The 24,794-nt window shown below is 48.8% G+C and carries 23 protein-coding genes and 1 tRNA gene; 13 read left to right on the top strand and 11 right to left on the bottom strand.

Features of this window, described 5'->3' with window-relative positions:
• Window positions 1-158 precede the first annotated feature (158 nt).
• The gene (locus L4D12_RS10980; protein WP_428447879.1) at window positions 159-1,760 is read right to left on the bottom strand and encodes a methyl-accepting chemotaxis protein; all 1,602 of its coding nucleotides are present in this window, start codon (window positions 1,758-1,760) and stop codon (window positions 159-161) included.
• A 180-nt stretch (window positions 1,761-1,940) separates the two neighbouring features.
• Here L4D12_RS10980 and L4D12_RS10975 point away from each other — a divergent pair, with 180 nt between their 5' ends.
• Entirely contained in the window at window positions 1,941-2,711 is a 771-nt protein-coding gene (locus L4D12_RS10975; RefSeq protein ID WP_428447909.1) for an ion transporter, read from the top strand.
• 192 nt (window positions 2,712-2,903) lie between these two features.
• On the opposite strand, the gene L4D12_RS10970 is transcribed toward L4D12_RS10975, so the two are convergent.
• Window positions 2,904-4,421, bottom strand: coding sequence for a CYTH and CHAD domain-containing protein (locus L4D12_RS10970; protein ID WP_428447878.1), 1,518 nt, complete (start codon window positions 4,419-4,421; stop codon window positions 2,904-2,906).
• A gap of 187 nt (window positions 4,422-4,608) precedes the next feature.
• Here L4D12_RS10970 and L4D12_RS10965 point away from each other — a divergent pair, with 187 nt between their 5' ends.
• The 3 genes from L4D12_RS10965 to L4D12_RS10955 all read left to right on the top strand — a co-directional run bounded on the left by L4D12_RS10965 (window position 4,609) and on the right by L4D12_RS10955 (window position 7,320).
• Window positions 4,609-5,289 (top strand): TIGR00153 family protein, encoded by a 681-nt coding sequence (locus L4D12_RS10965; protein ID WP_428447877.1) that lies wholly within the window; start codon window positions 4,609-4,611, stop codon window positions 5,287-5,289.
• Between the two features lie 30 nt (window positions 5,290-5,319).
• Window positions 5,320-6,588, top strand: coding sequence for an inorganic phosphate transporter (locus tag L4D12_RS10960; protein WP_428447876.1), 1,269 nt, complete (start codon window positions 5,320-5,322; stop codon window positions 6,586-6,588).
• A gap of 114 nt (window positions 6,589-6,702) precedes the next feature.
• Window positions 6,703-7,320 carry a TIGR04211 family SH3 domain-containing protein gene (locus tag L4D12_RS10955; protein ID WP_428447875.1) on the top strand — a complete coding sequence of 206 codons (618 nt, stop codon included), beginning with the start codon at window positions 6,703-6,705 and terminating at the stop codon, window positions 7,318-7,320.
• Between the two features lie 66 nt (window positions 7,321-7,386).
• Here L4D12_RS10955 and L4D12_RS10950 read toward each other — a convergent pair whose 3' ends face one another.
• Both L4D12_RS10950 and L4D12_RS10945 read right to left on the bottom strand, forming a co-directional pair.
• Entirely contained in the window at window positions 7,387-8,310 is a 924-nt protein-coding gene (locus tag L4D12_RS10950) for a general secretion pathway protein GspB (RefSeq protein WP_428447874.1), read from the bottom strand.
• The gene (locus L4D12_RS10945) at window positions 8,310-9,974 is read right to left on the bottom strand and encodes an ExeA family protein (RefSeq protein ID WP_428447873.1); all 1,665 of its coding nucleotides are present in this window, start codon (window positions 9,972-9,974) and stop codon (window positions 8,310-8,312) included. Before L4D12_RS10945 ends, L4D12_RS10950 begins: the two co-directional genes overlap by 1 nt.
• Window positions 9,975-10,172: 198 nt before the next feature.
• Between L4D12_RS10945 and L4D12_RS10940 the strand changes: the two genes are divergently transcribed.
• Entirely contained in the window at window positions 10,173-11,399 is a 1,227-nt protein-coding gene (locus tag L4D12_RS10940; protein WP_428447872.1) for a multifunctional CCA addition/repair protein, read from the top strand.
• A gap of 123 nt (window positions 11,400-11,522) precedes the next feature.
• Here L4D12_RS10940 and L4D12_RS10935 read toward each other — a convergent pair whose 3' ends face one another.
• The 3 genes from L4D12_RS10935 to folB are packed head-to-tail and all read right to left on the bottom strand — an operon-like array spanning window position 11,523 to window position 13,170.
• On the bottom strand, window positions 11,523-12,326 hold the full coding sequence (locus L4D12_RS10935; protein ID WP_428447871.1) for an undecaprenyl-diphosphate phosphatase: 804 nt from the start codon (window positions 12,324-12,326) through the stop codon (window positions 11,523-11,525).
• Window positions 12,327-12,334: 8 nt separating this feature from the next.
• Window positions 12,335-12,820, bottom strand: a complete 486-nt coding sequence (gene folK, locus L4D12_RS10930; RefSeq protein WP_428447870.1) for a 2-amino-4-hydroxy-6-hydroxymethyldihydropteridine diphosphokinase — start codon at window positions 12,818-12,820, stop codon at window positions 12,335-12,337.
• Window positions 12,817-13,170: a dihydroneopterin aldolase gene (gene folB, locus L4D12_RS10925; protein ID WP_428447869.1), complete on the bottom strand. Its 354-nt coding sequence runs from the start codon at window positions 13,168-13,170 to the stop codon at window positions 12,817-12,819. The genes folK and folB overlap by 4 nt, the downstream gene beginning before the upstream one ends.
• Window positions 13,171-13,386: 216 nt before the next feature.
• On the opposite strand from folB, the gene plsY reads away from it, so the two are divergent.
• Window positions 13,387-14,010, top strand: coding sequence for a glycerol-3-phosphate 1-O-acyltransferase PlsY (plsY, locus tag L4D12_RS10920; protein ID WP_428447868.1), 624 nt, complete (start codon window positions 13,387-13,389; stop codon window positions 14,008-14,010).
• Window positions 14,011-14,081: 71 nt separating this feature from the next.
• Here the strand turns inward: plsY and tsaD are convergent, their stop codons facing one another.
• The gene (gene tsaD / locus L4D12_RS10915; RefSeq protein WP_428447867.1) at window positions 14,082-15,101 is read right to left on the bottom strand and encodes a tRNA (adenosine(37)-N6)-threonylcarbamoyltransferase complex transferase subunit TsaD; all 1,020 of its coding nucleotides are present in this window, start codon (window positions 15,099-15,101) and stop codon (window positions 14,082-14,084) included.
• Between the two features lie 183 nt (window positions 15,102-15,284).
• On the opposite strand from tsaD, the gene rpsU reads away from it, so the two are divergent.
• The 5 genes from rpsU to L4D12_RS10890 all read left to right on the top strand — a co-directional run bounded on the left by rpsU (window position 15,285) and on the right by L4D12_RS10890 (window position 20,123).
• Window positions 15,285-15,500 (top strand): 30S ribosomal protein S21, encoded by a 216-nt coding sequence (rpsU, locus tag L4D12_RS10910; protein WP_005301411.1) that lies wholly within the window; start codon window positions 15,285-15,287, stop codon window positions 15,498-15,500.
• A 27-nt stretch (window positions 15,501-15,527) separates the two neighbouring features.
• Complete coding sequence (locus L4D12_RS10905; protein ID WP_428447866.1) at window positions 15,528-15,971, top strand: GatB/YqeY domain-containing protein; 444 nt, start codon at window positions 15,528-15,530, stop codon at window positions 15,969-15,971.
• Between the two features lie 168 nt (window positions 15,972-16,139).
• Window positions 16,140-17,891 carry a DNA primase gene (dnaG, locus tag L4D12_RS10900; protein WP_428447865.1) on the top strand — a complete coding sequence of 584 codons (1,752 nt, stop codon included), beginning with the start codon at window positions 16,140-16,142 and terminating at the stop codon, window positions 17,889-17,891.
• Window positions 17,892-17,983: 92 nt separating this feature from the next.
• Complete coding sequence (gene rpoD / locus L4D12_RS10895) at window positions 17,984-19,828, top strand: RNA polymerase sigma factor RpoD (protein WP_428447864.1); 1,845 nt, start codon at window positions 17,984-17,986, stop codon at window positions 19,826-19,828.
• 219 nt (window positions 19,829-20,047) lie between these two features.
• Window positions 20,048-20,123 (top strand) — tRNA-Ile (locus L4D12_RS10890).
• 127 nt (window positions 20,124-20,250) lie between these two features.
• Here L4D12_RS10890 and L4D12_RS10885 read toward each other — a convergent pair.
• Window positions 20,251-21,477: a hypothetical protein gene (locus L4D12_RS10885; protein WP_428447863.1), complete on the bottom strand. Its 1,227-nt coding sequence runs from the start codon at window positions 21,475-21,477 to the stop codon at window positions 20,251-20,253.
• A gap of 124 nt (window positions 21,478-21,601) precedes the next feature.
• Here L4D12_RS10885 and L4D12_RS10880 point away from each other — a divergent pair, with 124 nt between their 5' ends.
• A complete protein-coding gene (locus L4D12_RS10880; protein WP_428447862.1) occupies window positions 21,602-21,910 on the top strand; it encodes a hypothetical protein in 309 nt (102 codons plus the stop codon).
• Between the two features lie 56 nt (window positions 21,911-21,966).
• Here the strand turns inward: L4D12_RS10880 and L4D12_RS10875 are convergent, their stop codons facing one another.
• Window positions 21,967-22,338 carry a hypothetical protein gene (locus L4D12_RS10875; protein WP_428447861.1) on the bottom strand — a complete coding sequence of 124 codons (372 nt, stop codon included), beginning with the start codon at window positions 22,336-22,338 and terminating at the stop codon, window positions 21,967-21,969.
• Between the two features lie 326 nt (window positions 22,339-22,664).
• Between L4D12_RS10875 and L4D12_RS10870 the strand changes: the two genes are divergently transcribed.
• Complete coding sequence (locus L4D12_RS10870; RefSeq protein ID WP_428447860.1) at window positions 22,665-23,375, top strand: helix-turn-helix transcriptional regulator; 711 nt, start codon at window positions 22,665-22,667, stop codon at window positions 23,373-23,375.
• 1 nt (window position 23,376) lies between these two features.
• Here the strand turns inward: L4D12_RS10870 and L4D12_RS10865 are convergent, their stop codons facing one another.
• A complete protein-coding gene (locus tag L4D12_RS10865; RefSeq protein WP_428447859.1) occupies window positions 23,377-24,720 on the bottom strand; it encodes a sensor domain-containing diguanylate cyclase in 1,344 nt (447 codons plus the stop codon).
• Between the last annotated feature and the right edge of the window lie 74 nt (window positions 24,721-24,794).

Genomic DNA, 24,794 nt, shown 5'->3' with positions numbered 1-24,794 from the left:
TTATACGGCAGGTCAATCTTACGTCGCCCCACCATAGCACAACGCCCGCAAAGGCGGGCGTTGTATCATGGGGCTTGGGAGCTGAATGTGCCAAAGCCCACAAACGGGTATTACGGTTACTGGATCCCCGAATGTAGTCTCTCTTAGCGGTCACTCATTTAAACATGAAAAGCCTGTATTTTACCTTCTAAGTCAGCGGCATGCTCTTGCATTACATCTGAGGTTTCAGATAACTCAGTCACCACCACCACTGACGCCTCTACCAACTCTCGCACATTGGTCAAGTTCTGGTTCATCTCCCCAGCAACTGTACTCTGCTGCTCTGCGGCTGATGCTATCTGGAAGTTCATGTCGTTAATATTTCTGACTTGCTCGACTATCTTATCAAGTTCGCCTCCTGCGCTGGTGATCAATGCCACCCCTTCCGCCGCTTCAACCACACTCTGCTCCATCAAGCTCACCGCCTGCTGCGCACTGTTTTGCAACTGGGTGATCATATCCTGAATTTCGACGGTTGCGGTCTGGGTTCGCTGGGCTAGGTTGCGCACCTCATCCGCTACCACGGCAAATCCGCGTCCGGCATCACCGGCGCGAGCCGCTTCAATGGCCGCATTCAGTGCCAACAGGTTCGTCTGCTCAGAGATACTCTGAATCGTGACAATGACGCTACCAATCTGATCGACCCGCACTTCCACCTGATTAACCGCACCAGCAGACTGGCTAATATCTTGTGATAATTGATTGATGGTCTCTATCGTCTGTGCAACAAATTGTTGTCCCTGCAACGCTTGCTGAGAAGTACCTTCCGTCGCACTAGAAGCTTCTCGCGCATGATCCGCCACCGTTTTCACAGTCTGGCTCATCTCACTCATGGCCGCCGCAAGCTGATCAATTTCATTAAACTCTTCCTGCGCCGATTCTTTGGTCTCAACCATGCTGATCGACATCACTTCAGCCAGACCCGACAATTCTCCGGCAACATCGCGCTGGTTACAAATCACATCACGCAACTGCACACGGGTTTTATCCAGCTCTAGCGCCAGATCACCAAACTCATCTCGGCACCCCATATCAATGGGCTGGGACAGATCACGGCTAGCCAAACGCTGGATACTGCCTGCTAAATAACGCATTTGGCGCAACATAAGGCCAGAACCACCGAGTAAAATCACCACAAATGCGATAATTATCAACATCGTTTGCCAAGCGACCTGAGTCAGATATTGTTGGTAATAACTGTCAGCCTCTGACGCGGGCTGAGAAGCCACCACCACCCAATTATTCTTTGGCAGTTCCACTGCATATTCAAACCGAGACTGGTCATCAAGCACTAATATGCCAGCGCCACTAAACTGCTGCAGCGCCTGATTTAAACTAACTTGACCATCAATATTCCCAGCCAACCCAGCCAATGTATTGGCAGCAGGGTGACCGAGCACCTTATTACTATCGCGCTCAACCAAATAAACGTACGCCCCAGCCCCCATTGCCGAGGCCTGCGCGGTCACTACCTGCTCGGCCACTGCGGCGCCTTGCTGACTGTCCAACAATATGTTCTGGAGCACCGCTGCTGTCGACTGTGCTTGCTCTTTAGCCCGATCTTGCTGAATATCCAAAACAGCCTGATAAAAGGTATTCGCATCCCATAACTGCTTCCCCACCAGCAAAATGGTGCTGAAGACCATTAAGAGTACCAACTTGGGAATTAGCCTGATGTTACTTAGCCCTTGCTCCCATGGTTTGAAAACCATTTTGGTCATAGCGAATCTCCATATATATTCTTTACAAGGCTCTGCGCTGTCCATAGCATGACATACTGCCACTGACATCACGGAGGGAAAACAGCTCCTCGGTGCGTACTCAATCTTTAGAAAAATTATTTTTTGCACCGAAATATCTTTACATTCTAACCCTCTAGAAAGATTAACAAACATTTAATGATGAAAAAGATCGACGCCGTCAAATATGATCTCAATCCGATGAGCCTGATGGCTCTCATTCTCTCCTTCCTCTCGCTAACGATTGTCACGTCGATGATTTTTCTGCCACACGGCAGCGAGGCCTACATCCTGCTACTCGGTATCGATACCTTTATCTGCTTACTGTTTTGGTGCCAACTCTTAGCGGACTTTTTCCGCAGCCCAGAAAAAACACTTTATCTTAAAACTCACTGGATCGATTTCGTGGCCAGCATCCCGGTTATCGAGCCTTTTCGGTTTGCCCGACTATTACAAATCTTCCGGGTGATCCGCCTGATTCGCTCCAGTCACCATGTCCTTAACCAAATTCGACAAAATCGTCGTGAAGCCACAATCGCCACCATTTTTTTATTACTGACCATACTGGTTACAGTGGGATCCTCCATGATGCTGATCCTCGAAGGAGAAGATCCAGGATCTAACATTAAGAGTGCGGGTGATGCGCTATGGTGGGTATTTGTGACCATTTCCACTGTCGGCTATGGCGATCACTATCCCGTTACCCTGATGGGCAAAACATTGGCGGCAGTGATCATTATCTGTGGCGTGGCGTTATTCGGGATGGTGGCCGGTCTGATCAGCTCAATTATTACGGATCCGGAGCAACAATTAGAGAAAGACGCCAAGCGTCATGAACAAGAGTGGCAGCATATGCTGGCAAGGCAGGAACAACTGCTCGAACGGCTGGAGAGGATTGAGCAACAGCTCAACCAGCAAGCACCGAAGGAATAAGGGCCGAGTGTAGCGATTAGGAGCTAGGAGAGAGTGTAGAGGGGCAAGATTAGAGATTCTAGGCCCTCGAGGAGAAGCTAAAGGCACGAAATGGAATATTCTGAATTCTAGACTCGAAACGAGATATGTGCGCCTACAAAATAACCTGCCGACACATGTCGGCAGGTTCACTAATAGAGCAATCGCTGAGAGTTAAGGCCAGTACGGTGCCAGTTCAATCCCAATTTGACGCGTCTGATCCATCGCATGGATCAGTGACTCTTCTTTGCGCATCAACCATTTCTCAACCTGACGACGCTCTTCCTCGTCATCCTGCAAGGCGATCAAAGCCCGAATAGGTTCAAGCTGGCGCAAATCGTCAATGCCTTGCAGCAAATCAAGCCATGGCATTCGAAACAACTTACGCTTTTCTTCATCGTACAAGTCGGCAAAACTCAGGCCGCTCATTAGATTTCGAAGCAAACGTGGCTGCTGATCAAGGTAATCAATCCGGTTAAGCTGACGCTCTACGGGGAACACGTCCAGCAATTCTTGCCAAGAGCGTGCCAGCATCATATCGGCAAACCCTTTGGCATTGTCTGCTAAGCGGGCACTCGCCTTATCATCAAGAAACGGCTGCCAGCCTCGACTCAGGATCCAGCGGCTCAAATCGAGCAGTAAGCCACAATAGCGAGCTGACTCAATAAGCTGTAGCGTTTCCTGTGGCTCCGGCAGATCCTCCTGACGAACCTCAAGCTGTTTCATCAATGCCTTACGATTATCCAGCTTGCGCAGCGCATTGCCTTTTTCAGCCAAAAGATAACGGATACCTGCAGATTCAGACAACCAATCCAGCTCACCCTCAAGCCATTGAAGCTCTTGACGCAGCAATGCACTGGCCCGGCGAGGAATCATGCCACCAAACGTCACTAAAGACTGGCGGAGCAAGCCTAATGCCTGCTGAATTTGCTCAAGAGCAGTCGCCTCTTGGCGCTCAGCAAAAATTTGTTCATGGTAATGCCAATGCTCAAGGGCATGTTCAAGGGTTTTGACAAAAACGCCCTCAACACTCTCATCACCATTGAGGTGTACACTGGTCAATGGCTTGACCATATCGCCCTGATAATCAGCAGCCAAACGATAACCACGGGCAGCCTTACTCAGGTTGCCAAGTCGCATTCCACCCTCGGTGCATAATTCGCGCGCAAGGGTAAACAGCGCATCCGTTTGGCCAGATTTCAGCTCCAACTCTACTTCACAAATCGGGAATGTTTTGCCATTAGCTCGCACTTCCCCTTGATCAAAAGCCAACTCAACTTGGCTACCATCAGGCATAGCGACTAACCATTGCTGACGGACAAAATCAGTTGAAAATAGAGGGTTTAATTGTTTCTGTACCTGATCGAGATCAAACCCGTCGGGCCAAGCCGCAACCGGATGAAGTGAAAGATCAGGCTCGGTGCCATTGGTTTCAGCATTGTATTCTGGTCGTTGGTGTAAACCTGCGACCACACGTCCAGCTGTCTTCAATGTTTGAACAAATACATCATCAAAACGACGGACCCGAAGGCCGATATCATATTGTCGAAGAATTTGGTCTGGGGTGTCGAAGTAGACATTGCCTAGCTCACGACGACTTTGCTGCAGAATCTTGAATTCGCTAATTTTGCGTAATAATTGACTCGAAAATTCTGGTGAGACGAAAAACTTCAGTTCTATCTCGGTTTCCATAATTGTACCTATAAACAGGGGCAAACCAAGGATATTGGCAATTGCGTTTAGGGGCAAGTACGAAGAAAGAGAAACCAAACCTTGAACGAAATTAATTCCCCTATACTTACTTATGCGTTAACATGCGCGCCTCAATGACCATCGTTCAAGAATTCGCCAATAAAGGCTCTTTCTAGGTTATTCGGCTATGCCAGTAAATACAATTATGGGGCTCTTTGCTAAATCCCCAATCAAACCATTGCAACGTCACGTTACTCGCGTAAATGAATGTTGCGAACTGCTCGTCCCTTTCTTCGCAGCCTGTAAGGCGGGTGACTGGGATCAGGCGACCATCCTACGGGAGCAAATTTCGCAGCTTGAAAAAGATGCGGATGTGCTCAAGCGTGAGATCCGTCTGAAACTTCCTCGTGGCCTGTTTATGCCAGTCGATCGGACTGACATGCTCAGCCTGCTTACCCAACAGGATAAACTTGCCAACTTGGCTAAAGACATCGCTGGTCGAGTCTTAGGCCGTCAGTTGCAAATTCCTTCTTCAATGTACCCTGACTTTGTTGCCTACGTTCAACGTTGTCTCGACGCCGCCAATCAGGCAAGTCGTGTCATTAACGAACTGGACGAACTCCTAGAGACTGGCTTTAAGGGAAGGGAAGTGACGCTTGTTGCTGAGATGATTAACCAACTGGATGTTATCGAAGATGATACAGACAGTATGCAAATCAAACTTCGTCAACAGCTTATGTCTATCGAAGATCAATACAATCCGGTAGATGTCATGTTCCTGTACAAGATCCTCGAGTGGATTGGCGGTATTGCTGATCAGGCGCAACGCGTCGGCTCGCGTCTTGAAATCATGCTTTCGCGATCTTAGCGAAATATGTAACGATAACAAGGTTTTACAATGGAAATCCTGGCTAACTACGGCACCATGATCATTATGGTGGCGGCTTTTTTTGGTCTTTTGATGGCAATTGGTATTGGTGCAAATGATGTTGCCAATGCAATGGGTACTTCAGTAGGCTCAAAAGCGTTAACAGTTAAACAAGCAATCATCATTGCGATGATTTTCGAATTCGCTGGTGCTTATCTTGCCGGTGGTGAAGTAACCGATACCATCCGTAAGGGTGTAATCGATATGGCTTATTTTACTGATAAACCAGAAATTTTGGTTTACGGTATGATGTCGGCGCTATTGGCTGCTGGTACATGGCTACTGCTCGCGTCTTACATGGGCTGGCCTGTATCAACTACGCACTCTATCATTGGTGCGATCATCGGTTTTGCTTGTATTTCTGTCGGAACTGAAGCTGTAGCTTGGTCGTCAGTACAAGGTATTGTGGGTAGCTGGCTGATTACCCCGCTGATCTCCGGTATCTTTGCTTATTTGATCTTCATTAGTGCTCAGCGCTTAATCTTTGATACAGATAACCCTTTGAAAAATGCAAAGCGTTTTGTTCCTGTTTATATGTTTATCACTGCGATGGTCATTGCGTTGGTAACTATCAAAAAAGGTTTGAAACATGTCGGTTTGCATCTATCAAGCGGTGAAGCATGGGTTGCCTCTATCGCGGTTTCAACGATTGTAATGATCTTTGGTTACATCTACATCAGTAAGAAATACACTGACGACGGCACCTCTGTTGATAGCAACGGTTATGCTGGTGTTGAACGTGTATTTAGCTTGTTGATGGTTGTAACTGCCTGTGCCATGGCATTTGCCCATGGTTCAAATGATGTTGCTAACGCGATCGGTCCACTATCTGCAGTTGTTTCAACTGTACACAGTATGGGTCAAATCGCTGAACAAACGACGATGGCATGGTGGATCTTACCATTAGGTGGTGTCGGTATTGTGATTGGTCTTGCGACCATGGGTCACAAAGTGATGGCAACAGTGGGTACCGGTATTACCGAACTTACCCCTAGCCGTGGCTTTGCCGCTCAGCTAGCAACAGCATCAACGGTTGTATTGGCATCCGGTACAGGCTTACCTATCTCTACCACCCAAACTCTGGTTGGTGGTGTCATTGGTGTTGCCTTTGCTCGCGGTATTGCGGCACTAAACCTTGGTGTAGTACGTAATATTGTGGCATCTTGGGTTGTCACTCTACCCGCTGGCGCTCTACTCGCAGTCATTTTCTTCTATTTGATGCAAGCGGTATTTGGCTAAACCTGGCTCAGGTTAAAAAGAGGGAGGCTTTGCCTCCCTCTTTTCTTGCACCCGCGGCACAAAATTCTTACTATTTGTGTTCTCGAGAAAACAGGCTCTCCAAGGAATTAAATTGTGAAGCACTTAATCAGCTTACTTTTACTGGCTTTCGCAGTGGTCACCCTCCCTGCACAAGCCGAACAGAGTCGGTATATTTCCGATGACTTGTTCACTTACATGCACAAAGGCCCAAGTAACCAATTTCGTATTATTGGCAGTGTAAATGCCGGTAGTAAAGTTGCACTCCTGACCACAAACAAAGATACGGGCTTCAGCCAAGTGCGTGACAGCCGTGGCCGTGTCGGTTGGGTTAACTCCGATTTTATCTCTAAGCAAATGGGCCTGAAAGAACGCGTCCCTGCGCTTGAGAAAGAACTAACAGCAGTGAAAGCGTCGCTTACCGATGCCCTGCAATCGGGTGATGAAAAAGTAGTGACGCTACAAAGCTCACTCAAAACACGCACAGAGCAAATTACTGATCTAGAAGCTCAGAATGGTCAGCTCAATGAACAACTCATGACCTCTCAAGCAGAGATCCGTGAACTACGTGCCAAAATCGACACCCAAAAGAACGATCTGCTAATGCGATGGTTCACCTACGGTGGCATGGTTGCTGGCGGCGGTCTGCTCCTTGGTTTGGTTCTGCCACACCTGATCCCGCGCCGTCGTAAGCGCAATAACGGCTGGGCTTAATCCCCAACCACAGAGACAAAAAAAGGCAGCCTCGCTGCCTTTTTTTATATCAACTCGCGACATTGTCTACCATTCAGACAGTGCCGGCATGGAGACCAGATAGGAATCAAAATCAAACACCACCGTTCGCGGTTTAATCTGGCGCAAGACCACCCCCGGCGCTATCTCGTCCCCTTCAAACGCTTCTTTGCCATTGACCTTAACCCATCGACTGTCGGGCGTGCTCGAATAGATATGGGTCTGGAAATTCAAGGTCGGAATCCGGTTTTGTACCGTCGCGGGTAGCTCTCCGATAGCTATCGGTTCTGGCTCTGAACCACGTTGGCTTACATCCTCCCCTTCCCGCTCCTCCTGCAACAACTGTGGCAACGGCTCATCATCGCCTTTCGTGGCCGCAATGGCTGAACGTAAGTGAGAGGCGATTTCCGGCGACAGTTGAGAATAGTCAATTTCCTCCAGATCCCAGCTATCAGCCTTTGACGGTACGGTTTTTAGCTCAGGCACTGACGCCTCACGCCCCTTCACCGCGTCAGAAGCCTGACTGGCGACGCTTGGGGACAACGAGGCCTGTGGCATGGTATATCGGTTACTGCCGCTTTGCAGGCGAGGCAATGCCTCGGTATATAACGTCGGATACGATAAATGTTCGATCCCAACGGGATAACGTGGCGTTGGCTGTAAGGATGCAGGCAGCACACCATCAACCGAAACCGAAGGACTTATCACCGGAGCCTGAGTACTGACCACCAGGTCAGTCGCTGCAGCGCGATTGAGCGGTGACTGTGCAGGAGTCTCCCCCTGAGCGTAGATCCCGGCATACACCGACACCCCGATCACCGGGATGGCAAAACACAATGCCGCCATACGCCAGCTTGATCTGGTCGATGTCGTACTACGGTAGTCAGCCGTCCCTCCCGCTCTTCCTTGTGTCAATGGTTGCGCTGAGCGATGAGATTCTGACTGAGTAAGCGAGGATAATAATTTAGACATTAGCTTTTCTCCGGTTGCAGAGTGGGTCCCGGCAAATTCAACGCTGAATCAATTACCATCAGCGTACGAGGCCCGGCAATACCATCAACCGACAAGTCCTGAGCCCGCTGAAAACGCCGTAGCTTATCAAGCAGCCCTTGCTCAAAAGTATCCTGGTGATCAGGCATCAGCCCCAACAAGCTGCTGAGTTGACGATCCAACCACGCGACCCGCGGGCCTTGTTGCCCGTATCGAATGGCGGTTTTATCCCCTAACGGCGGTCGCCACAGCAAGGTATATTGGCCATTCCACCGCTCGGTTAACCAGCGAGGGCTCACGGCAATGCGCTCACCGGCCAGCAGTAGCTCGACCGTATCCTGACGGATAGCGTACAAGGTGACAAAATAGTTGGCTCCATCGGGCTCACGTAACGTCAAAATCGCAGGCCGGTTAATCAACCCCAACTGCTCAAGCGTGCCATTGCCACTGTAACAACTCAGGCCAACACGACCACTTGACTCACAATTGGCCTGATTAAGACGGGTATCATAGCCCCATAACTGATACATGACTTGCATCGCTTTGCGTTCAGAGCTCGCCTGCTTTACAGTGGCTTGCCAACGCTGTAATGCATCTGCCGCGGCTTGGTTTACACCTTGAACCGTTGTGACCGGAACTTGAGATGCTTCCACTCGGAGCTGCGGTTCGGCGCCTAGTCGCTCAACCTGCGTCTCTGCCGCCGTATGCTCGCTCATCGCCGGTAACCAGCCTTGCCAGTAGCTCACCCCTAATGCCACCATCACCCCGGCAGCTAACGATAAAAGCGGCAAGACTCTGTGCGATCCTGTCTTGGCTTGCAGCGGTGGGTGAGAGGGCAGCTGCCAGCTCAACACCTCTTCACATGCCTGAGCAACGGTCTCTTTATCAATTTTGTGCATCATTTTCTGATAAGCCAACTGCATCGCCTTATCACACACCAAATTAATCAATCGAGGGATCCCACCGGTCGCTTTAGCGATCTGCACAGTCTGCGCTGGCGCAAAAACCGGATGCAGGCAATCAACCGCCCGCAACCGGTAATTGATGTATTCACTAACCTCTTCAAGGGTCAGGGGCAGTAAATGGTAACGGGAGGTGATCCGCTGAGCTAACTGACGTAACCTCTCTTGCTGTAACAGTTGTTGCAGCTCTGGCTGGCCAACCAGCACCACCTTCAGTAATTTAGTACTGTCTGTCTCCAAATTGGTCAGTAACCGCAGTTGCTCAAGCACATCCGGCATCAAATGCTGTGCTTCATCAATCAAGAGCAGGGTTTGTTTCCCCGCCTGATGATTCGCCAAAAGATGCTGGTAAATCCCATCCGTCAGCACTTTAGTGCTCGCATTTTCCGGATAGGAAATGGTTAACTCATCACTCAAGGCTGCCAACAGTTCATGGGTGGATAGCGACGGATTAAGGATCACCGCGACCTGTGTCGCCTGAGGCAGGCGTGGCACCAATGCCCGCAACACGGTTGTCTTTCCCGTGCCGACCTCCCCGGTTAACAAGCCAAAGCCTCCACCGCCCCCCATACTGCCCAACATATGAGTTAATGCCTCACGGTGACGATCACTCAAATAGAGAAAACGTGCGCTGGGGACAATAGAAAATGGCGCTTCCGAAATCCCGAAAAATTCCTTATACATGCTAGCTTGTCTCGTGTTTGGCCAGTGAGCAAAATGACCTCTACGTTACCTGTACCCCGCCTGAATGTATAGCCCTAAGCCTTTATCATCATAGGGCTTAGCCCCATTTCTGCATCCGGGCCTACAGCGTTTTGGTCATAATTTGGGTATAATAAAAATGTGGCAATTGGCCAAAACAGAGCATTTAAGGAGATACCATTGCAGACTTATTTGGTGGGAGGAGCTGTTCGAGATACCCTATTGGGATTACCCGTCAAAGATCAAGACTGGGTCGTTGTGGGCGCAACTCCTACGCAGATGCTTGCCCAAGGATTCACCCAAGTCGGCAGTGATTTCCCCGTTTTTCTCCACCCTAAAACCAAACAAGAACATGCCCTCGCCAGAACCGAACGTAAATCCGGGGCGGGCTATACCGGGTTTGTGTGCTATTCCGCCCCAGATGTCACGCTTGAACAAGATCTGATGCGCCGGGATCTAACCATTAATGCTATCGCCAAAGCTAATGATGGCTGCCTTATTGACCCATACAACGGCCAACAAGATCTTACCGACCGGGTATTGCGCCATGTCTCTCCGGCATTCAGCGAAGATCCACTGCGTGTGTTACGGATAGCCCGCTTTGCCGCTCGCTTTGCTCACCTCGGCTTTCACATCGCCCCTGAAACCATGGCCTTAATGCAAGATATGGTGGTCGCTGGCGAACTGGCCGCTCTCACGCCAGAACGCGTCTGGATGGAATGGGAGAAATCCCTTCACAGCGCCCATCCGGAAGTCTTTCTCACTGTACTACGCCAATGCGGCGCACTGAGTGTCGTGATGCCGGAAATTAACGCCCTGTTCGGTGTGCCACAACCTGAAAAATGGCATCCCGAAATTGACTGTGGCATCCACACCTTGCTGGTTGCTGCACAAGCGGCCCAACTCAGCGATTCTCTGGTCATCCGTTTTTCTGCCCAAGTCCATGATTTGGGCAAAGCGCTCACCCCAGAAGCTGAGTGGCCTAGTCATAAAATGCACTGCCAAACCGGGCTAAAAGCCATTCGTGAGCTCTGCCAACGGTTGCGGATCCCCAATGACTACCGAGATACGGCACTGATGATCTGCGCGCAACATACCAAAATCCACTCGGCAGCCGAGCTACGCCCGGCAACCTTTATCAGCATCTTCGACCAGATTGATGCCTGGCGAAAACCCGAGCGCGTTGCACAACTCGCCCTCTGCTGTCGCGCTGATGTGCGTGGTCGCACTGGATTTGAACAAGAAGCCTACCCACAAGCAGATATTCTGCAGGGTGCATTTGCCGCGGCCCTTACCGTCAAGGTGAAACCCATTGTTGACGCGGGCTTCACCGGGCAAGCGATCAAACAGCAGTTAGGGCTGCAACGCACTGAAGCCGTAAAACAAGCACTCATGACACTGCGTTAAGCGGAATGACTCAGTAGCTCCTACCAGATCAGCCCAGTTAGCAAATAGCCCAGCATCTCGCTGGGCTATTTTGATCCACGCCTCGGCAGGCGCAGCATGGGCAAAAAACGAATCTATTGACGTTTAGTGGCTCAGCAGGAAAGCCACCAAACCAAAGCCCAGTAACAAACGGTAAAGCACAAACGGTAACATACCAAGGCGGGTAACTAATTTCAAAAACACGTGGATACAGGCATACGCACTGACAAATGACACCGAGATACCAATTGCTAACACATTTAACTGAATCGGCGCGCCACTGCTTACCAAACCCAGACTCAGGTAGCCACCAGCTAACAATATGATTGGAATCGACATTAAAAATGAAAAACGCGCCGCCGCTTCACGGGTAAAGCCCAAGTACAACGCCGCCGTCATGGTCGCGCCAGAACGAGAGGTCCCCGGGATCATTGCAGCAGCCTGTGACAGACCAATAAACAGTGAGCGTTTCCAATCAGCTTGGTATTCATCATCTTGCTGTGTCGCACGGGTATCGACCCACCACAGCAGCAGACCAAATACGATAGTGGTAACCGCAATCACCCATGCCGAGCGCAAGTACAGTTCAATGATGTCTTTCATGAACAAGCCGAATATACAGGCCGGAATGGTCGCTATCACGATCATCCATGCCAATTTCGACTCTGCATTGTACTGTTTCTTAAATATCGATCCGAACCACGCGGATAACAGTGACACCACTTCTTTACGGAAATAGCCGATCACTGCCAGCAAGGTGCCGACATGCACCGCCACATCAAACACTAAACCTTGATCGGCCCAGCCAAAGATCGCTGAAGGTAAAATCAGGTGAGCGGAGCTCGATATGGGTAAAAACTCGGTCAATCCCTGAATAAGGGCCAAAATAAACGCTTCAAAATGACTCATAATTGTCCTTAAATTACAAAACCTTCCACTGGCCAAAGCGCCTGTTCACGATCAAATTCCTGCCATAACTGGGTAACCGTTCGGCCATCCCCGGGGATCGTTCGATCGGGACACAACGCCATTAGCGGTAATATTACAAAAGCAAATTTAAAGATATCAGAACGCGGCAGAACGGGGGCATCTTCACGTACTTCATCACCATACAACAAGATATCAAGATCTAACGTACGGCTTTGGTGCTTCACCGCGGTTGGCGAGCGACCATATTGCAGCTCTAGCGACTTCAGTGTTTGTTGCAATTGCTCAAGTGATAATGATGTGCTGAGGGCAACCACACAATTGTAGAAATTAGGGCCATCAAAACCAACAGGTTCTGCCTCAAAGATCGGGGAGATCTGACAGTCATCACCTAGCTGCCTGAGCTCGGCTATCGCCGCATGAATATGGTAATCCCGCTCGATATTCGACCCCAGGCTAATATACACAGTGATCACTTACTGCCTCGCTCGATCACTACACCAACGCCGCGAGCATTCGCAACCGCCCCCGGCTTGGTAACCCGTACCCGAAGCCATGGCACGGCAAACTGCGCCATAATCAAATGAGCAACTTCTTCGGCTACCCGCTCAACCAGTAAAAACCGGCCATTCTGAATATGACTCGTTACGGCATCGCTGACGGCGGCATAATCCAGCGCCAGTGTCACATCATCATGCTCTGCTGCTGGGCGGTTGTCGTGTGCCATTTCCAGATCAAGCACCAGTTTCTGCTTGATGGTCTGCTCCCAGTCATACACCCCAATGGAGGCGATAACCTCAAGCTGTTCGATAAATACTGAATCCATGTTCAATCGCTAATAATGTTAGAGGTCGGATACCTAATGTGAGCAAAAACGCGTATTATCAGGTCATAATCGTCGATAATTAGTATGACGTTGATTTCAAAGCTCATCATGTTGCCTATGAGCCAAGGGCTAGCACTATACCATATGGCAGCCAAAGCGAAATAATAGACCAAGGATTTAATCGGTGAGTCACACCACCAGCAACAGGAACTCTGCATGACACCATTCGTACTTTTGATCATTATTGGTGCCTATCTACTTGGCTCGATCTCAAGTGCCGTTCTGATCTGCCGTATATACGGTCTTCCAGATCCCCGCGAGTCCGGTTCCGGTAATCCGGGAGCGACCAATGTCCTTCGACTCGGTGGACGCGGCGCGGCCGCTACCGTACTGTTCTGCGATATCCTCAAAGGTATGCTGCCTGTCTGGCTAAGCTATTTACTCGACGTCAACCCCTTTATGCTGGGTATCATCGGCATCGCAGCTTGCCTCGGCCATATCTATCCGTTGTTTTTTCATTTTCGAGGGGGGAAAGGAGTCGCGACAGCACTGGGGGCATTGGCCCCAATCGGCTGGGATCTGAGTGGCATGTTAATTGGCACTTGGCTGATCACCGTACTGGTTTTCGGCTACTCATCGCTCGGTTCACTGGTAACCGCATTGGCGGCACCGTTATTTACTTGGTGGGTTAAACCAGAATACACCATGCCTGTCGCGATGTTGTCATGCCTGATCGTACTGCGCCACAATGACAATGTACGACGACTATTAGAAGGAAAAGAAACCAAGATCTGGGATAAATTCAACCGCGCAAACAAATCCGTCCCCCCGCAAGAGTAATCCCCTTTGAAGGTCGTCGCTCACGCAGTTGAGCGTATTCATACACCAAATGCCCAGCGTACCGTTCAGTCTTATTCGCTGATCGGTTTTAGCTGGTTGATCGGCCAGCGCGGGTAAGCCTTCACGCCAAGATCCATGGTTTCCTGATTCTTTAACCGCTGCATACCAGCGTAAGCGATCATCGCACCATTATCCGTGCAGAATTCAGTACGAGGATAAAACACGTCACCTTTCAGGTTCGTCATCAGCACTGCAAGCTGCTCTCGCAAGTAGGTATTGGCACTCACGCCGCCAGCAATGACTAAGCGCTTGTAACCCGTTTGCTTTAGCGCACGCTTACATTTTATCGCAAGGGTATCAACGACTGCCTCCTGAAAGGCAAAAGCGATATCAGCACGCGTCTGATCATCATCCTCGTTGGCTCTAATCGTGTTCGCGGTAAAGGTTTTTAATCCTGAAAAACTGAAATCTAACCCCGGACGATCGGTCATTGGTCGAGGAAACTTAAAACGCCCCTTAGTACCATGTTCAGCCAATTTAGCCAAACGTGGGCCACCCGGGTAATCGAGCCCCATCAGCTTAGCGGTCTTATCAAATGCTTCGCCCGCGGCATCGTCAACCGACTCACCCAAGATCTCGTATTCGCCGATCCCTTTCACGTCAACCATCATGGTATGACCACCAGAAACCAACAACGCCACAAACGGGAACGCTGGTGGATGCTCTTCTAGCATCGGAGCCAACAAATGACCTTCCATGTGGTGAACAGCAACAGCAGGTAGGTTCCATGCATAGGCCAGGCTACGACCAATCGTTGCCCCCACCAGTAGCGCGCCGACCAATCCTGGTCCCGCCGTATAGGCCACACCATCCAGATCAGCAGGGGTCAGCCCAGCGTCTTTCAGAGCCGCTTTGATCAGCGGAATCGTCTTCTTCACATGATCGCGAGAAGCCAGCTCTGGCACCACGCCACCATAGTCAGCATGGAGCTTTACTTGGCTGTAAAGTTCATGTGCCAAAAGGCCTTTCTCATCATCGAAAATAGCCACGCCTGTTTCGTCACAGGAGGTTTCGATGCCCAGTATACGCATAACAACCTCTATACTTATGGTAATTGGGGGCAATACTACCGCCCTTGACAGAAATTAACCAGTTCGGGGTTGTAGAATGCTTTACAAATGCCCCCAGATCAGATTAGAATTTCGCACCATTTTTAATCAGCTGACATTTCTATGATCGTCAGCGTTAATGAATCACTCTGAGGTGAGTATTACATGCCAGTAATCAAAGTACGTGAAAACGAACCGTTTGACGTAGCACTACGTCGTTTCAAGCGCTCTTGCGAAAAAGCAGGTATCCTTTCTGAAGTTCGTCGTCGTGAGCACTTCGAAAAGCCTACTACTGTACGTAAGCGTGCTAAAGCAGCGGCAGTTAAGCGTCACCTGAAAAAATTGGCTCGCGAAAACGCGCGTCGCGTTCGTCTGTACTAATCTAACGATTAACAGAAGGATTGCGTTATGACTCTGATCGAACGTCTTAAAGACGAACAAAAGGCAGCAATGAAGGCGAAGAATAAACCTCGCCTTGGTGCTATCCGTCTGGTTCTTGCCGCCATTAAACAGCGCGAAGTTGACGAAAAGATCACTCTTTCCGAAGACGATGTGCTGGCAGTGTTAACCAAGATGGTAAAACAACGCCGCGATTCTATTGCTCAATACGAAGCAGCAGAACGTCAGGATCTTGCCGATATCGAACATGCTGAAATCAGCGTACTGGAAGAGTTTATGCCACAGCCATTGAGCGATGACGAAGTCGTTGCTTTGTTGGATGCGGCTATTGCCTCGACCGGTGCTGCCAGCATGCAGGACATGGGCAAACTGATGGGCGTACTTAAGCCTCAAATTCAGGGTCGTGCCGATATGGGTAAAGTTAGCCAACTCGTGAAAGCGAAACTCGGTTAATCCCAACCCTAATTCTGCAACAAGCCGTGCAATCCTGTTTCGGAACGCGCGGCTTGTTTGTATTTTGCTGCCAGAGATTTTACACTGGCATCAAATCAAAGTGTTATCCAACACCATAACCTTTTGCTTTGATCTCCTCTTCACCGACTCTCAGGTAACACGCACTCTATGGCAGGAAAAATCCCACGCACCTTTATCGATGAGCTGATCTCAAGGCATGACATCGTAGATATCGTGGATGCCAGAGTGAAGCTCAAGAAAAAGGGCAAAAACTTCGGTGCATGCTGCCCATTTCATAACGAGAAAACCCCTTCGTTTTCAGTTAGCCAAGAAAAACAGTTTTATCACTGTTTCGGCTGTGGAGCCCATGGCAACGTACTGGATTTCGTGATGGAGTTCGACCGGCTGGAGTTTGTCGAGGCCATCGAAGAACTCGCCTCCCAGCTCGGTTTGGAAGTGCCGCGCGAGCAAGGCAGTGGTGGCGGGCAAGCCACCCGCAGCAAAGAAAAAATTGGTCTCTATGAGACCATGGGGAAAATCGCCCAGTTCTATCAGTCCCAGCTTCGCAACCAAGAAGGAAAGGTCGCGATCGACTACCTCAAGGGCCGCGGGCTTTCAGGTGAAATAGTACAGAAATTCGGTATTGGCTTTATCCCCGACCAATGGGATCTGGTCCGTAACCGCTTCGGCCGCGATGCCGAGGCTCAGGAAGCACTGGTTACTGCCGGCATGCTGATCGAAAACGACAATGGCCGCCGTTATGACCGCTTCCGTGGTCGCGTGATGTTCCCGATCCACGACCGCCGAGGCCGGGTAATTGGCTTTGGTGGTCGCGTACTGGCTGACGGTACCCCGAAATACCTCAACTCGCCCGAAACTCCGCTGTTCCACAAAGGACGAGAGTTATACGGCCTGTATGAAGTACTGCAAACTTACCGTGAACCCGAGCGGCTATTGGTTGTCGAAGGATATATGGACGTCGTAGCACTTGCCCAGTTTGGGGTCGACTATGCCGTCGCCTCGCTCGGCACCGCCACCACCAGCGATCACATTCAAACCTTGTTCCGCCAAACGAGCACAGTGGTTTGCTGTTACGACGGTGATAGAGCCGGCCGTGATGCTGCTTGGCGCGCTATGGAGCAAGCCCTGCCGTATCTCAATGACGGCCATCAGCTCAAATTCATGTTCCTGCCGGACGGCGAGGATCCTGATACCTATATCCGCCAGTATGGCAAAGACGGCTTTGAGCAACAGATCAACGAAGCGATGACGCTCTCTGAATTCATGTTCAATTCGCTCGTAGCCCAAGTCGACATGAGTAGTAAAGAAGGCAAAGCAAAACTGAAAACGCTGGCCAAGCCACTGCTTGAGAAAGTTGCTGGAGACACCTTACGAGAGTACCTACTCAACACACTAGGCTATAATTTAGGGTTACCACCTGATCAAATCAGGATCGAACTCAAACGGGATGAAACACAACAACATCGGCCACCTCAGACTGAAATCAAACGCACCCCGATGCGAGAAGTGATCGCTCTGCTGATTCAGCACCCGGAATTTGTTAACAGCCTTGAATTTGAGATGGCGGCTTTTGAAGGAATTGATGTTGCAGGACTAAATTTATTGATATCAATAGTTGAAAAATGCCGCATCAACCCCAATATAAAAACAGGCCAGTTGCTAGAGAGCTGGCGAGGAAGTAAAAGCGAAGGTATGTTGGCCCGATTGGCCGCCTGGGAGCTTCCCCTCAGTAAAGATGAGGACAATACTCTAGATGTATTTCTCGACGCAATGGACAAAGTAATCGACCAGTGCGTTAAACAACAAATCGAAAAGTTGCAGGCTAAATCGAATACCGTCGGCTTATCAGCCGAAGAGAAGCGGGAATTGCAGTTGCTGATACTCAATCGTCCTGGCTAGTATGTAGTCAACAATTACGAAATTTGTTATAATTATTGGTTTGCATCTCTGCATACCACACTCTCAATCAGACCCTAAGTTGGATATCGTCTATGGAGCAAAATCCGCAGTCACAGCTAAAGTTACTTGTTGCTAAAGGCAAGGAACAAGGCTATCTGACCTACGCCGAAGTAAATGACCATCTACCAGAAGACATCGTTGATTCTGATCAGGTGGAAGACATCATTCAGATGATCAATGATATGGGTATCAAGGTAGTAGAAACTGCCCCTGATGCCGATGATCTGATGATGACAGAAGACAATGCGGACGAAGACGCGATTGAAGCTGCAGCCCAAGCGCTTTCAAGCGTAGAGAGCGAAATTGGCCGTACCACTGACCCTGTTCGTATGTACATGCGTGAAATGGGGACGGTTGAACTCCTTACCCGTGAAGGCGAAATTGATATCGCTAAGCGCATTGAAGATGGTATTAACCAAGTTCAGTGTTCTGTTGCCGAATATCCAACCGCTATCGCGCACCTGCTTGAGCAATTCGACAAAGTTGAAGCAGACGAGCTTCGTCTGACTGACATTATTTCTGGCTTTATTGACCCGAACGAAGAAGAATCAGCAGCGCCTACAGCTACCCACATTGGTTCAGAGCTCAGCGAATCAGATCTTGAAGATGAAGACAAAGATCTTGAAGACGATGACGACGATGATGCTGAAGAAGAAGAAGACTCAGGCATTGATCCAGAACTGGCTCGCGAAAAGTTCGATGAACTGCGTATTGCCTACGAGACAATGGCACTGGCCATCAACACTCATGGCCGTCAGGATCCAAAAACTGAAGTCGCTATCGAAGCACTGTCTGATATTTTCAAACAGTTCCGTCTGATCCCTAAACAGTTCGACAAACTTGTAAGTTCACTACGCGACTCGATGGACAAAGTTCGTACCAACGAACGTCTGATCATGCGCATGTGTGTCGACAACAGTAAAATGCCAAAGAAAACCTTTGTTAGCCTCTTTGCCGGCAATGAAGGATCATCGGAGTGGATTGACGAAGCACTAAACTCAGGTAAACCGTACGCGGAACGCCTGAAGAACTACGAAGAAGAACTTCGTCGTGCTTCCTTGAAACTGCGTATTCTAGAGCAAGATACAGGTCTGTCGATTGAACGTATCAAAGACATCAGCCGTCGTATGTCTATCGGTGAAGCGAAAGCCCGCCGCGCGAAGAAAGAGATGGTAGAAGCGAACTTGCGTCTGGTTATCTCTATCGCGAAGAAATACACCAACCGTGGTCTACAATTCTTGGATCTGATCCAGGAAGGTAACATCGGTCTGATGAAAGCCGTTGATAAGTTTGAATACCGTCGTGGTTACAAGTTCTCAACCTACGCAACATGGTGGATCCGTCAGGCAATCACTCGCTCAATCGCTGATCAGGCGCGTACTATTCGTATCCCTGTACACATGATTGAAACCATCAACAAACTGAATCGTATCTCTCGTCAGATGCTTCAGGAGATGGGTCGTGAGCCACTGCCAGAAGAATTGGCAGAGCGCATGCAAATGCCGGAAGACAAAATCCGAAAAGTACTGAAGATTGCCAAAGAGCCAATCTCAATGGAAACCCCTATCGGTGATGATGAAGATTCGCACCTAGGTGATTTCATTGAAGATACCACGCTTCAGCTACCTATGGATGCAGCAACGGCAACCAACCTGCGCATGGCAACTAATGACGTACTGGCAGGCCTAACCCCACGTGAAGCCAAAGTTCTGCGTATGCGTTTCGGTATCGACATGAACACCGACCACACCCTAGAGGAAGTGGGCAAGCAGTTCGACGTTACCCGTGAGCGTATCCGTCAGATCGAAGCCAAAGCACTGCGTAAACTGCGTCATCCAAGCCGCTCAGATGTACTGCGCAGCTTCTTGGATGAATAACAGTAAGTGATTGCTTAACGTTATCGTAGATAGCTATCAATATCAAAACGGGCCTTTGGCCCGTTTTTTAATACAGGCCTTCCCTTACCCATCTTCCCCTTCTGTGCGCCAGATAGCGTTATTCATTTTTTACCGCCCTAACTGACTAAAAAGCAGACAAAACAATCACTTTATTCACTAGACATAGGGCAAACCATCCCCTATAATTTCCCGCACACTGGCCCCTTAGCTCAGTGGTTAGAGCAGGCGACTCATAATCGCTTGGTCCCCAGTTCAAGTCTGGGAGGGGCCACCAAATTCGTTCGTAAGAACAGAAAAGGCCGAAGCGGTGAATAACCGCTTCGGCCTTTTTGCATTTCTAAAATGCTATGCAGCAAACTCCTCTGGCGGTGAAGCCTTACCACACCAAACACATTCAATGTTTATTCTTGCTGCTTACGTTTCTGATTGGGGTCAAAGGCCAAAGCCATCTCATAAAATGTATCTTCCATGTCCCAGTTCCAGGCGAAGGGGGCTCCGGAAGTGCATAAGCTATAAAATCGCATCTGTTGATATTGCTGCTTTTTGAATGCCTTGTGCCGCAGATACAGGCTTCTTGCTGAAGTGGAAAAACCCAGCTGCTTTAATATCTGGCTGGCATGTTCACTGGCCGTTTCGGCGTTATCACACTCACAGTAGATGGCTTGCTCGGGCATTAAACGTTTTTGTTTTTCGACAAGTAGCGCCCCCAAGGTGCCTATCCATCGCCCTTTAGTACCGTTAAACAACCGCTTACGATTAAGGAGCCGGCTGACATTTTGTAAGAATATTTCGATGTCGTGTTTGTCAAAAGGCTTAGCCGCATTAAAGAGAATGAATGACTGACTTGCACTTGGGTCAAATATAATGTCAATTACATGCTTGTAGTACGTGGCCATATTACGCCGCTGTTCAAGGGGGATATGTGCTTGAGGCAGCTCAATCACTAACTGATCTTGCTGATTTTTTGCCATCATACTGTGGGTCGATAGACGCAATATTTCAAATTCAATCACCAATCCGGCACGCAAGAAGGCGTACTCCGCTTGTGTCTGCGCATCGTCCGAGCCGCTGGCTAGTACAGGGCGGTATTTTTGTGACGCCATGACATCTCGCTCGATAAGCTGCTGATAGAACTGTAAAGCGGAATCGGGAAACTGAAAACTACAGCAACGAGCGACTAATCGCTGACGAATAACCGGCGGAATAAGAGCAATGTCTGGATTGGCGATGAGCTGATCCATGCTGCTAAGAAATAGCGTCCGATCAACGCCATTTTTTTCCGCAATAATACTCAAGAGTGCGAGAGAAAATTGGATGTTGAACTGTGTGATCTTGTTGACTTGCTCTTCTGAAACCGACATTTCACCGTGGAAGGCTTGCAGCCGCTGGTAGTGACCGTCATCTTGGCCAAGGATGATCTCTAGCCCACAGAGTAAGTAATGACGGGTGATCTCGGCTTGTCTTCCCGTGATGGCATGCTCTGATAAGAGCCCCTCCACCACAGACAAAACCGTATTATAGCTGTCCACCTGTTGCTGATTAATGAACACCGAAGTAAGTACATCATAAAAATGCAGGTAATCAAGGATATCCAGGGCTGCGTGGTGCTTAGGTGAGAGTCTAGCCATTAGTGTCAAAAAAGGTACCCATTATTTGCCAATAATAAACACTAGAAAAATTATTTACAATCAGTGGCATCAGTTAATGGGTGTGCGAAAAGCACATAATAGAATACATAAGGCGGGCAGTAAGATGAACAATTCTGATTTAGTAACAAAAGCTAAAGTACTTGCCACACAGCCAAGCAAGGCGGTGACGGGGGAAGTACTCAAACTTCACGATGCAGAGATGAAACTGATCAATAGTGGGCCTCTTGGAATGAAACGGCTTGCGGCGGCGCGCTCGATTGATATTCAGGAAGCTTGCCCGAGCATGAGCGAAAACGATGCCAATAAAATAGGAGCAGGTTACGTGATGCTGAAGGTGATGGGCGCATCGGGGCAACTGACTAGTACCACGAAGGCAGAAGTCGCTCGGCTTGAACAACGCAATAAAGAGTAACCTTTATCGTCTGAGGTTGATGGGCGATACCACGTAGGTATCGCCCCGATGAAAGGTTAGATTTCCTTCATGGCTGACACAACTGAAGGATCATTGATCAAGTTAAATAATAGGCTCTTGGCTGATGAGCGCTGGGCGTCAGATAAGACCTTCTTTGGGTTCTCTCGCGACTGTGACAGTATATTTGTAATGAACTTGCTGTTGGTACCAGAAAGCTCATACACAAATCTGAGCGTGTCTAATAGCTCCCCCTGAGGCAGGCTATAAACCGCCATTTCACAACTAAGGCCATCCATTGCGAGAAAATTGTTCACGACAACTTTACGCTCAGCATTGAACTTTTCTTTCGCTTCATAGGCATCAATCAAAGTCTGCACTCTATCGGCGATAGCGACAGGTACTTCCATTGTTTTGGTTTCATGGGTCATTACTGATACTCCTACTCTAGCTGGGATTTAATCACTGGATCGTTGAATAATGCCGATACGGATTGGCAGAATACGCCGGTCACTCGATACAGTGACCGGACAACGAGAATAGGAACAATATCATTCATTGTAAATACCTCACCATCCATTTTATGTTTACATTCAAATATATATAGGCATAATCCGCGCGCTTGTATTCGTATTACGCATTAATCACATTTGGCAAAGCATTGTGAATCGCGGGGTCATATGCAAAAAGAAACGTCATTGTATACGCAATGGTATCGAGTAGCACCGAGTTGAACATAATAACGATAATGAACTCAATGAACGATAATCCCACTCCGCCGCAATTGAAAATATTAGATCAACTCTCAGGCTGTTGGGGATGTAAAGATAAAGACTCGGTGTTTGTTTATGCCAATGCTGACTATGGCAAGATGACAGGCTTGGATCATCACTTAGACATTGTTGGCCGAACTGATTTTGATATGCCGGGTCCTATCGTCGAATGTAGCGAATCTTTTCAGCAGCAAGACCACCTTGTTATGACGACAGGAGATCGAGTACGAAGTCTGGAGATTCATCCTGATTCTACGGGGGAGTGGCGAGTCCATCTCGTAACTAAATCTCCCTGGCGGAATAATCACAACGACATCACAGGAACCATTTTCCACGGAATTGAACTCAAGGACACGGCGATCCTTGAAGTTGGCCATTGGATCTGTCGCTCCACGGGTTTGGATCTCAAGTCACAAGTGTCGTTTAGCCTTGATCGCCATAATCAACCTATCAACCTAAACCCGCGTGAGTCTGAAGTACTCTTTTTACTGCTCTATGGTAAAAAACCACAATATATTGCAAGAGTGCTCGGTATCTCGGTGAAAACAGTTGAGAATTATGTGGTTCAGCTGCGCATTAAATTTAATGCCAATACCCAAAATGAATTACTCGATCGGGCGCTGGATCTGGGCTATAGCGCCAAAATCCCAGCAAGCCTGATCACCCAGCAATTATCAATAATATTGAAAGAGTGACTTAAACGGCAGTAACAACACAGCATTTCCCCTGACGCTTCGCCTCATAGAGCGCGTTATCCGCATTAAGTAACATGGTATCAACACTGTTGGTTGCATCGGTTAAGGTAGCCACTCCGATACTGACGGAAAAATGCAACCTTTCTGTACCGATGCTTATTCTCAGGCGTTCTATGTTACGACACAGCCGACTGGCAATCTGCTTGGCTTGAGCAAGACGTGTTCGAGGCAATACCAGTACGAATTCTTCCCCACCCCAGCGCCCAATAATATCCATTTTACGGGCGATACATTTGCAGCTAACCGCAAACTGCTTGAGTACGATGTCGCCAACTTGATGACCAAAATGATCATTGATGGATTTAAAGTTATCAATATCAATTAACAGACAGCTCAATGGGGTCAAATGTGTCTGAGCGTCAATGACCCGCAGCTCAAAATGCTCCCCCAACGCCCGCCGGTTAAGTAAATTCGTCAAACCATCAAAATTAGCTCGGTATTCAAGCTGCTGACGTAAATAATGCTGCTCAGTAATATCCATCGCCGTGACTTGCACGACCTGCTCGCCATCCCACTGCACAGGTCGTGATAATAAGCTGAACCACACGGGTGACTTATCACGCCGAATCCCTTTGGCTTCGGTTTTTATAACGCTCTGCTGCCCATCAAGTAAGGACTGCTGATCACTCAAGGCTTGCTGCTGAAATTTGCTGGCAATGTAAGGCAGGATAGATGATTGCGCCAGCAACGACTGGCTATCTGCAAAACCCAGCATGTGGGCATAAGCTTGATTACAAAATAAAGGGCGAAAATTCTTATGAACTAAGATCCCCTGAATAGAGCCATCAACCAGCTCACGATAACGTTCTTCACTGGCTTGTAACTTACGCTGCATAGCGACCTGGGCACTGAAATCAATCACGATGATCTGCATCGCAGGGACGCCCTGCCAATCAACAATATTGTCGACAGTCATTACATTGAGCTCATTACCCTGTTTATCAATGTTGGTATAGCGTCTCACCCCGGGCGGCTCTTGCCGACTCATAACCCTAATATAAGCATTCCGTGCCGTCTGTTGTTCATTCTCGGCGATCAGCGGTAGTAAAGTGGGTAGCGCAAGGATTTCCTGTGCATTTTGATAACCAAAACAGCGAGCATAATCATCATTGGCATACAAGGGTTTAAAGTCCCGGTGAATCACCACACCATAATGGGTGGCAAACGTCAGCTGATCACTGATGGCGGCATTTTTAATCACAAAATAATCATCTTTATTTCTACTGGACTGTACAACAAAGTATGCATTACGGTTGAGTCGGTCTGTGATCAAACTCTCTATCACTATAAATAGACACCGTCAAAGACATCCCTGTTGCACATAAACCATTCGTCAAACCAATATACCCCTAGCCCGTA

This window comes from Photobacterium nomapromontoriensis, assembly GCF_050336815.1.
GTDB lineage: Bacteria > Pseudomonadota > Gammaproteobacteria > Enterobacterales > Vibrionaceae > Photobacterium > Photobacterium nomapromontoriensis.
The sequence above is the reverse complement of the archived record's forward strand: the minus strand, read 5'-3'. Positions and strand labels throughout refer to the sequence as shown.

Excerpts from the sequence above, each read along its gene's own strand:
- L4D12_RS10980 (WP_428447879.1), bottom strand. The coding sequence starts at position 1,760 with ATGACCAAAATGGTTTTCAAACCATGGGAGCAAGGGCTAAGTAACATC.
- L4D12_RS10975 (WP_428447909.1), top strand. The coding sequence starts at position 1,941 with ATGAAAAAGATCGACGCCGTCAAATATGATCTCAATCCGATGAGCCTG.
- L4D12_RS10970 (WP_428447878.1), bottom strand. The coding sequence starts at position 4,421 with ATGGAAACCGAGATAGAACTGAAGTTTTTCGTCTCACCAGAATTTTCG.
- L4D12_RS10965 (WP_428447877.1), top strand. The coding sequence starts at position 4,609 with ATGCCAGTAAATACAATTATGGGGCTCTTTGCTAAATCCCCAATCAAA.
- L4D12_RS10960 (WP_428447876.1), top strand. The coding sequence starts at position 5,320 with ATGGAAATCCTGGCTAACTACGGCACCATGATCATTATGGTGGCGGCT.
- L4D12_RS10950 (WP_428447874.1), bottom strand. The coding sequence starts at position 8,310 with ATGTCTAAATTATTATCCTCGCTTACTCAGTCAGAATCTCATCGCTCA.
- L4D12_RS10945 (WP_428447873.1), bottom strand. The coding sequence starts at position 9,974 with ATGTATAAGGAATTTTTCGGGATTTCGGAAGCGCCATTTTCTATTGTC.
- L4D12_RS10935 (WP_428447871.1), bottom strand. The coding sequence starts at position 12,326 with ATGAGTCATTTTGAAGCGTTTATTTTGGCCCTTATTCAGGGATTGACC.
- folB (WP_428447869.1), bottom strand. The coding sequence starts at position 13,170 with ATGGATTCAGTATTTATCGAACAGCTTGAGGTTATCGCCTCCATTGGG.
- plsY (WP_428447868.1), top strand. The coding sequence starts at position 13,387 with ATGACACCATTCGTACTTTTGATCATTATTGGTGCCTATCTACTTGGC.
- tsaD (WP_428447867.1), bottom strand. The coding sequence starts at position 15,101 with ATGCGTATACTGGGCATCGAAACCTCCTGTGACGAAACAGGCGTGGCT.
- rpsU (WP_005301411.1), top strand. The coding sequence starts at position 15,285 with ATGCCAGTAATCAAAGTACGTGAAAACGAACCGTTTGACGTAGCACTA.
- L4D12_RS10905 (WP_428447866.1), top strand. The coding sequence starts at position 15,528 with ATGACTCTGATCGAACGTCTTAAAGACGAACAAAAGGCAGCAATGAAG.
- dnaG (WP_428447865.1), top strand. The coding sequence starts at position 16,140 with ATGGCAGGAAAAATCCCACGCACCTTTATCGATGAGCTGATCTCAAGG.
- rpoD (WP_428447864.1), top strand. The coding sequence starts at position 17,984 with ATGGAGCAAAATCCGCAGTCACAGCTAAAGTTACTTGTTGCTAAAGGC.
- L4D12_RS10885 (WP_428447863.1), bottom strand. The coding sequence starts at position 21,477 with ATGGCTAGACTCTCACCTAAGCACCACGCAGCCCTGGATATCCTTGAT.
- L4D12_RS10880 (WP_428447862.1), top strand. The coding sequence starts at position 21,602 with ATGAACAATTCTGATTTAGTAACAAAAGCTAAAGTACTTGCCACACAG.
- L4D12_RS10875 (WP_428447861.1), bottom strand. The coding sequence starts at position 22,338 with ATGACCCATGAAACCAAAACAATGGAAGTACCTGTCGCTATCGCCGAT.
- L4D12_RS10870 (WP_428447860.1), top strand. The coding sequence starts at position 22,665 with ATGAACGATAATCCCACTCCGCCGCAATTGAAAATATTAGATCAACTC.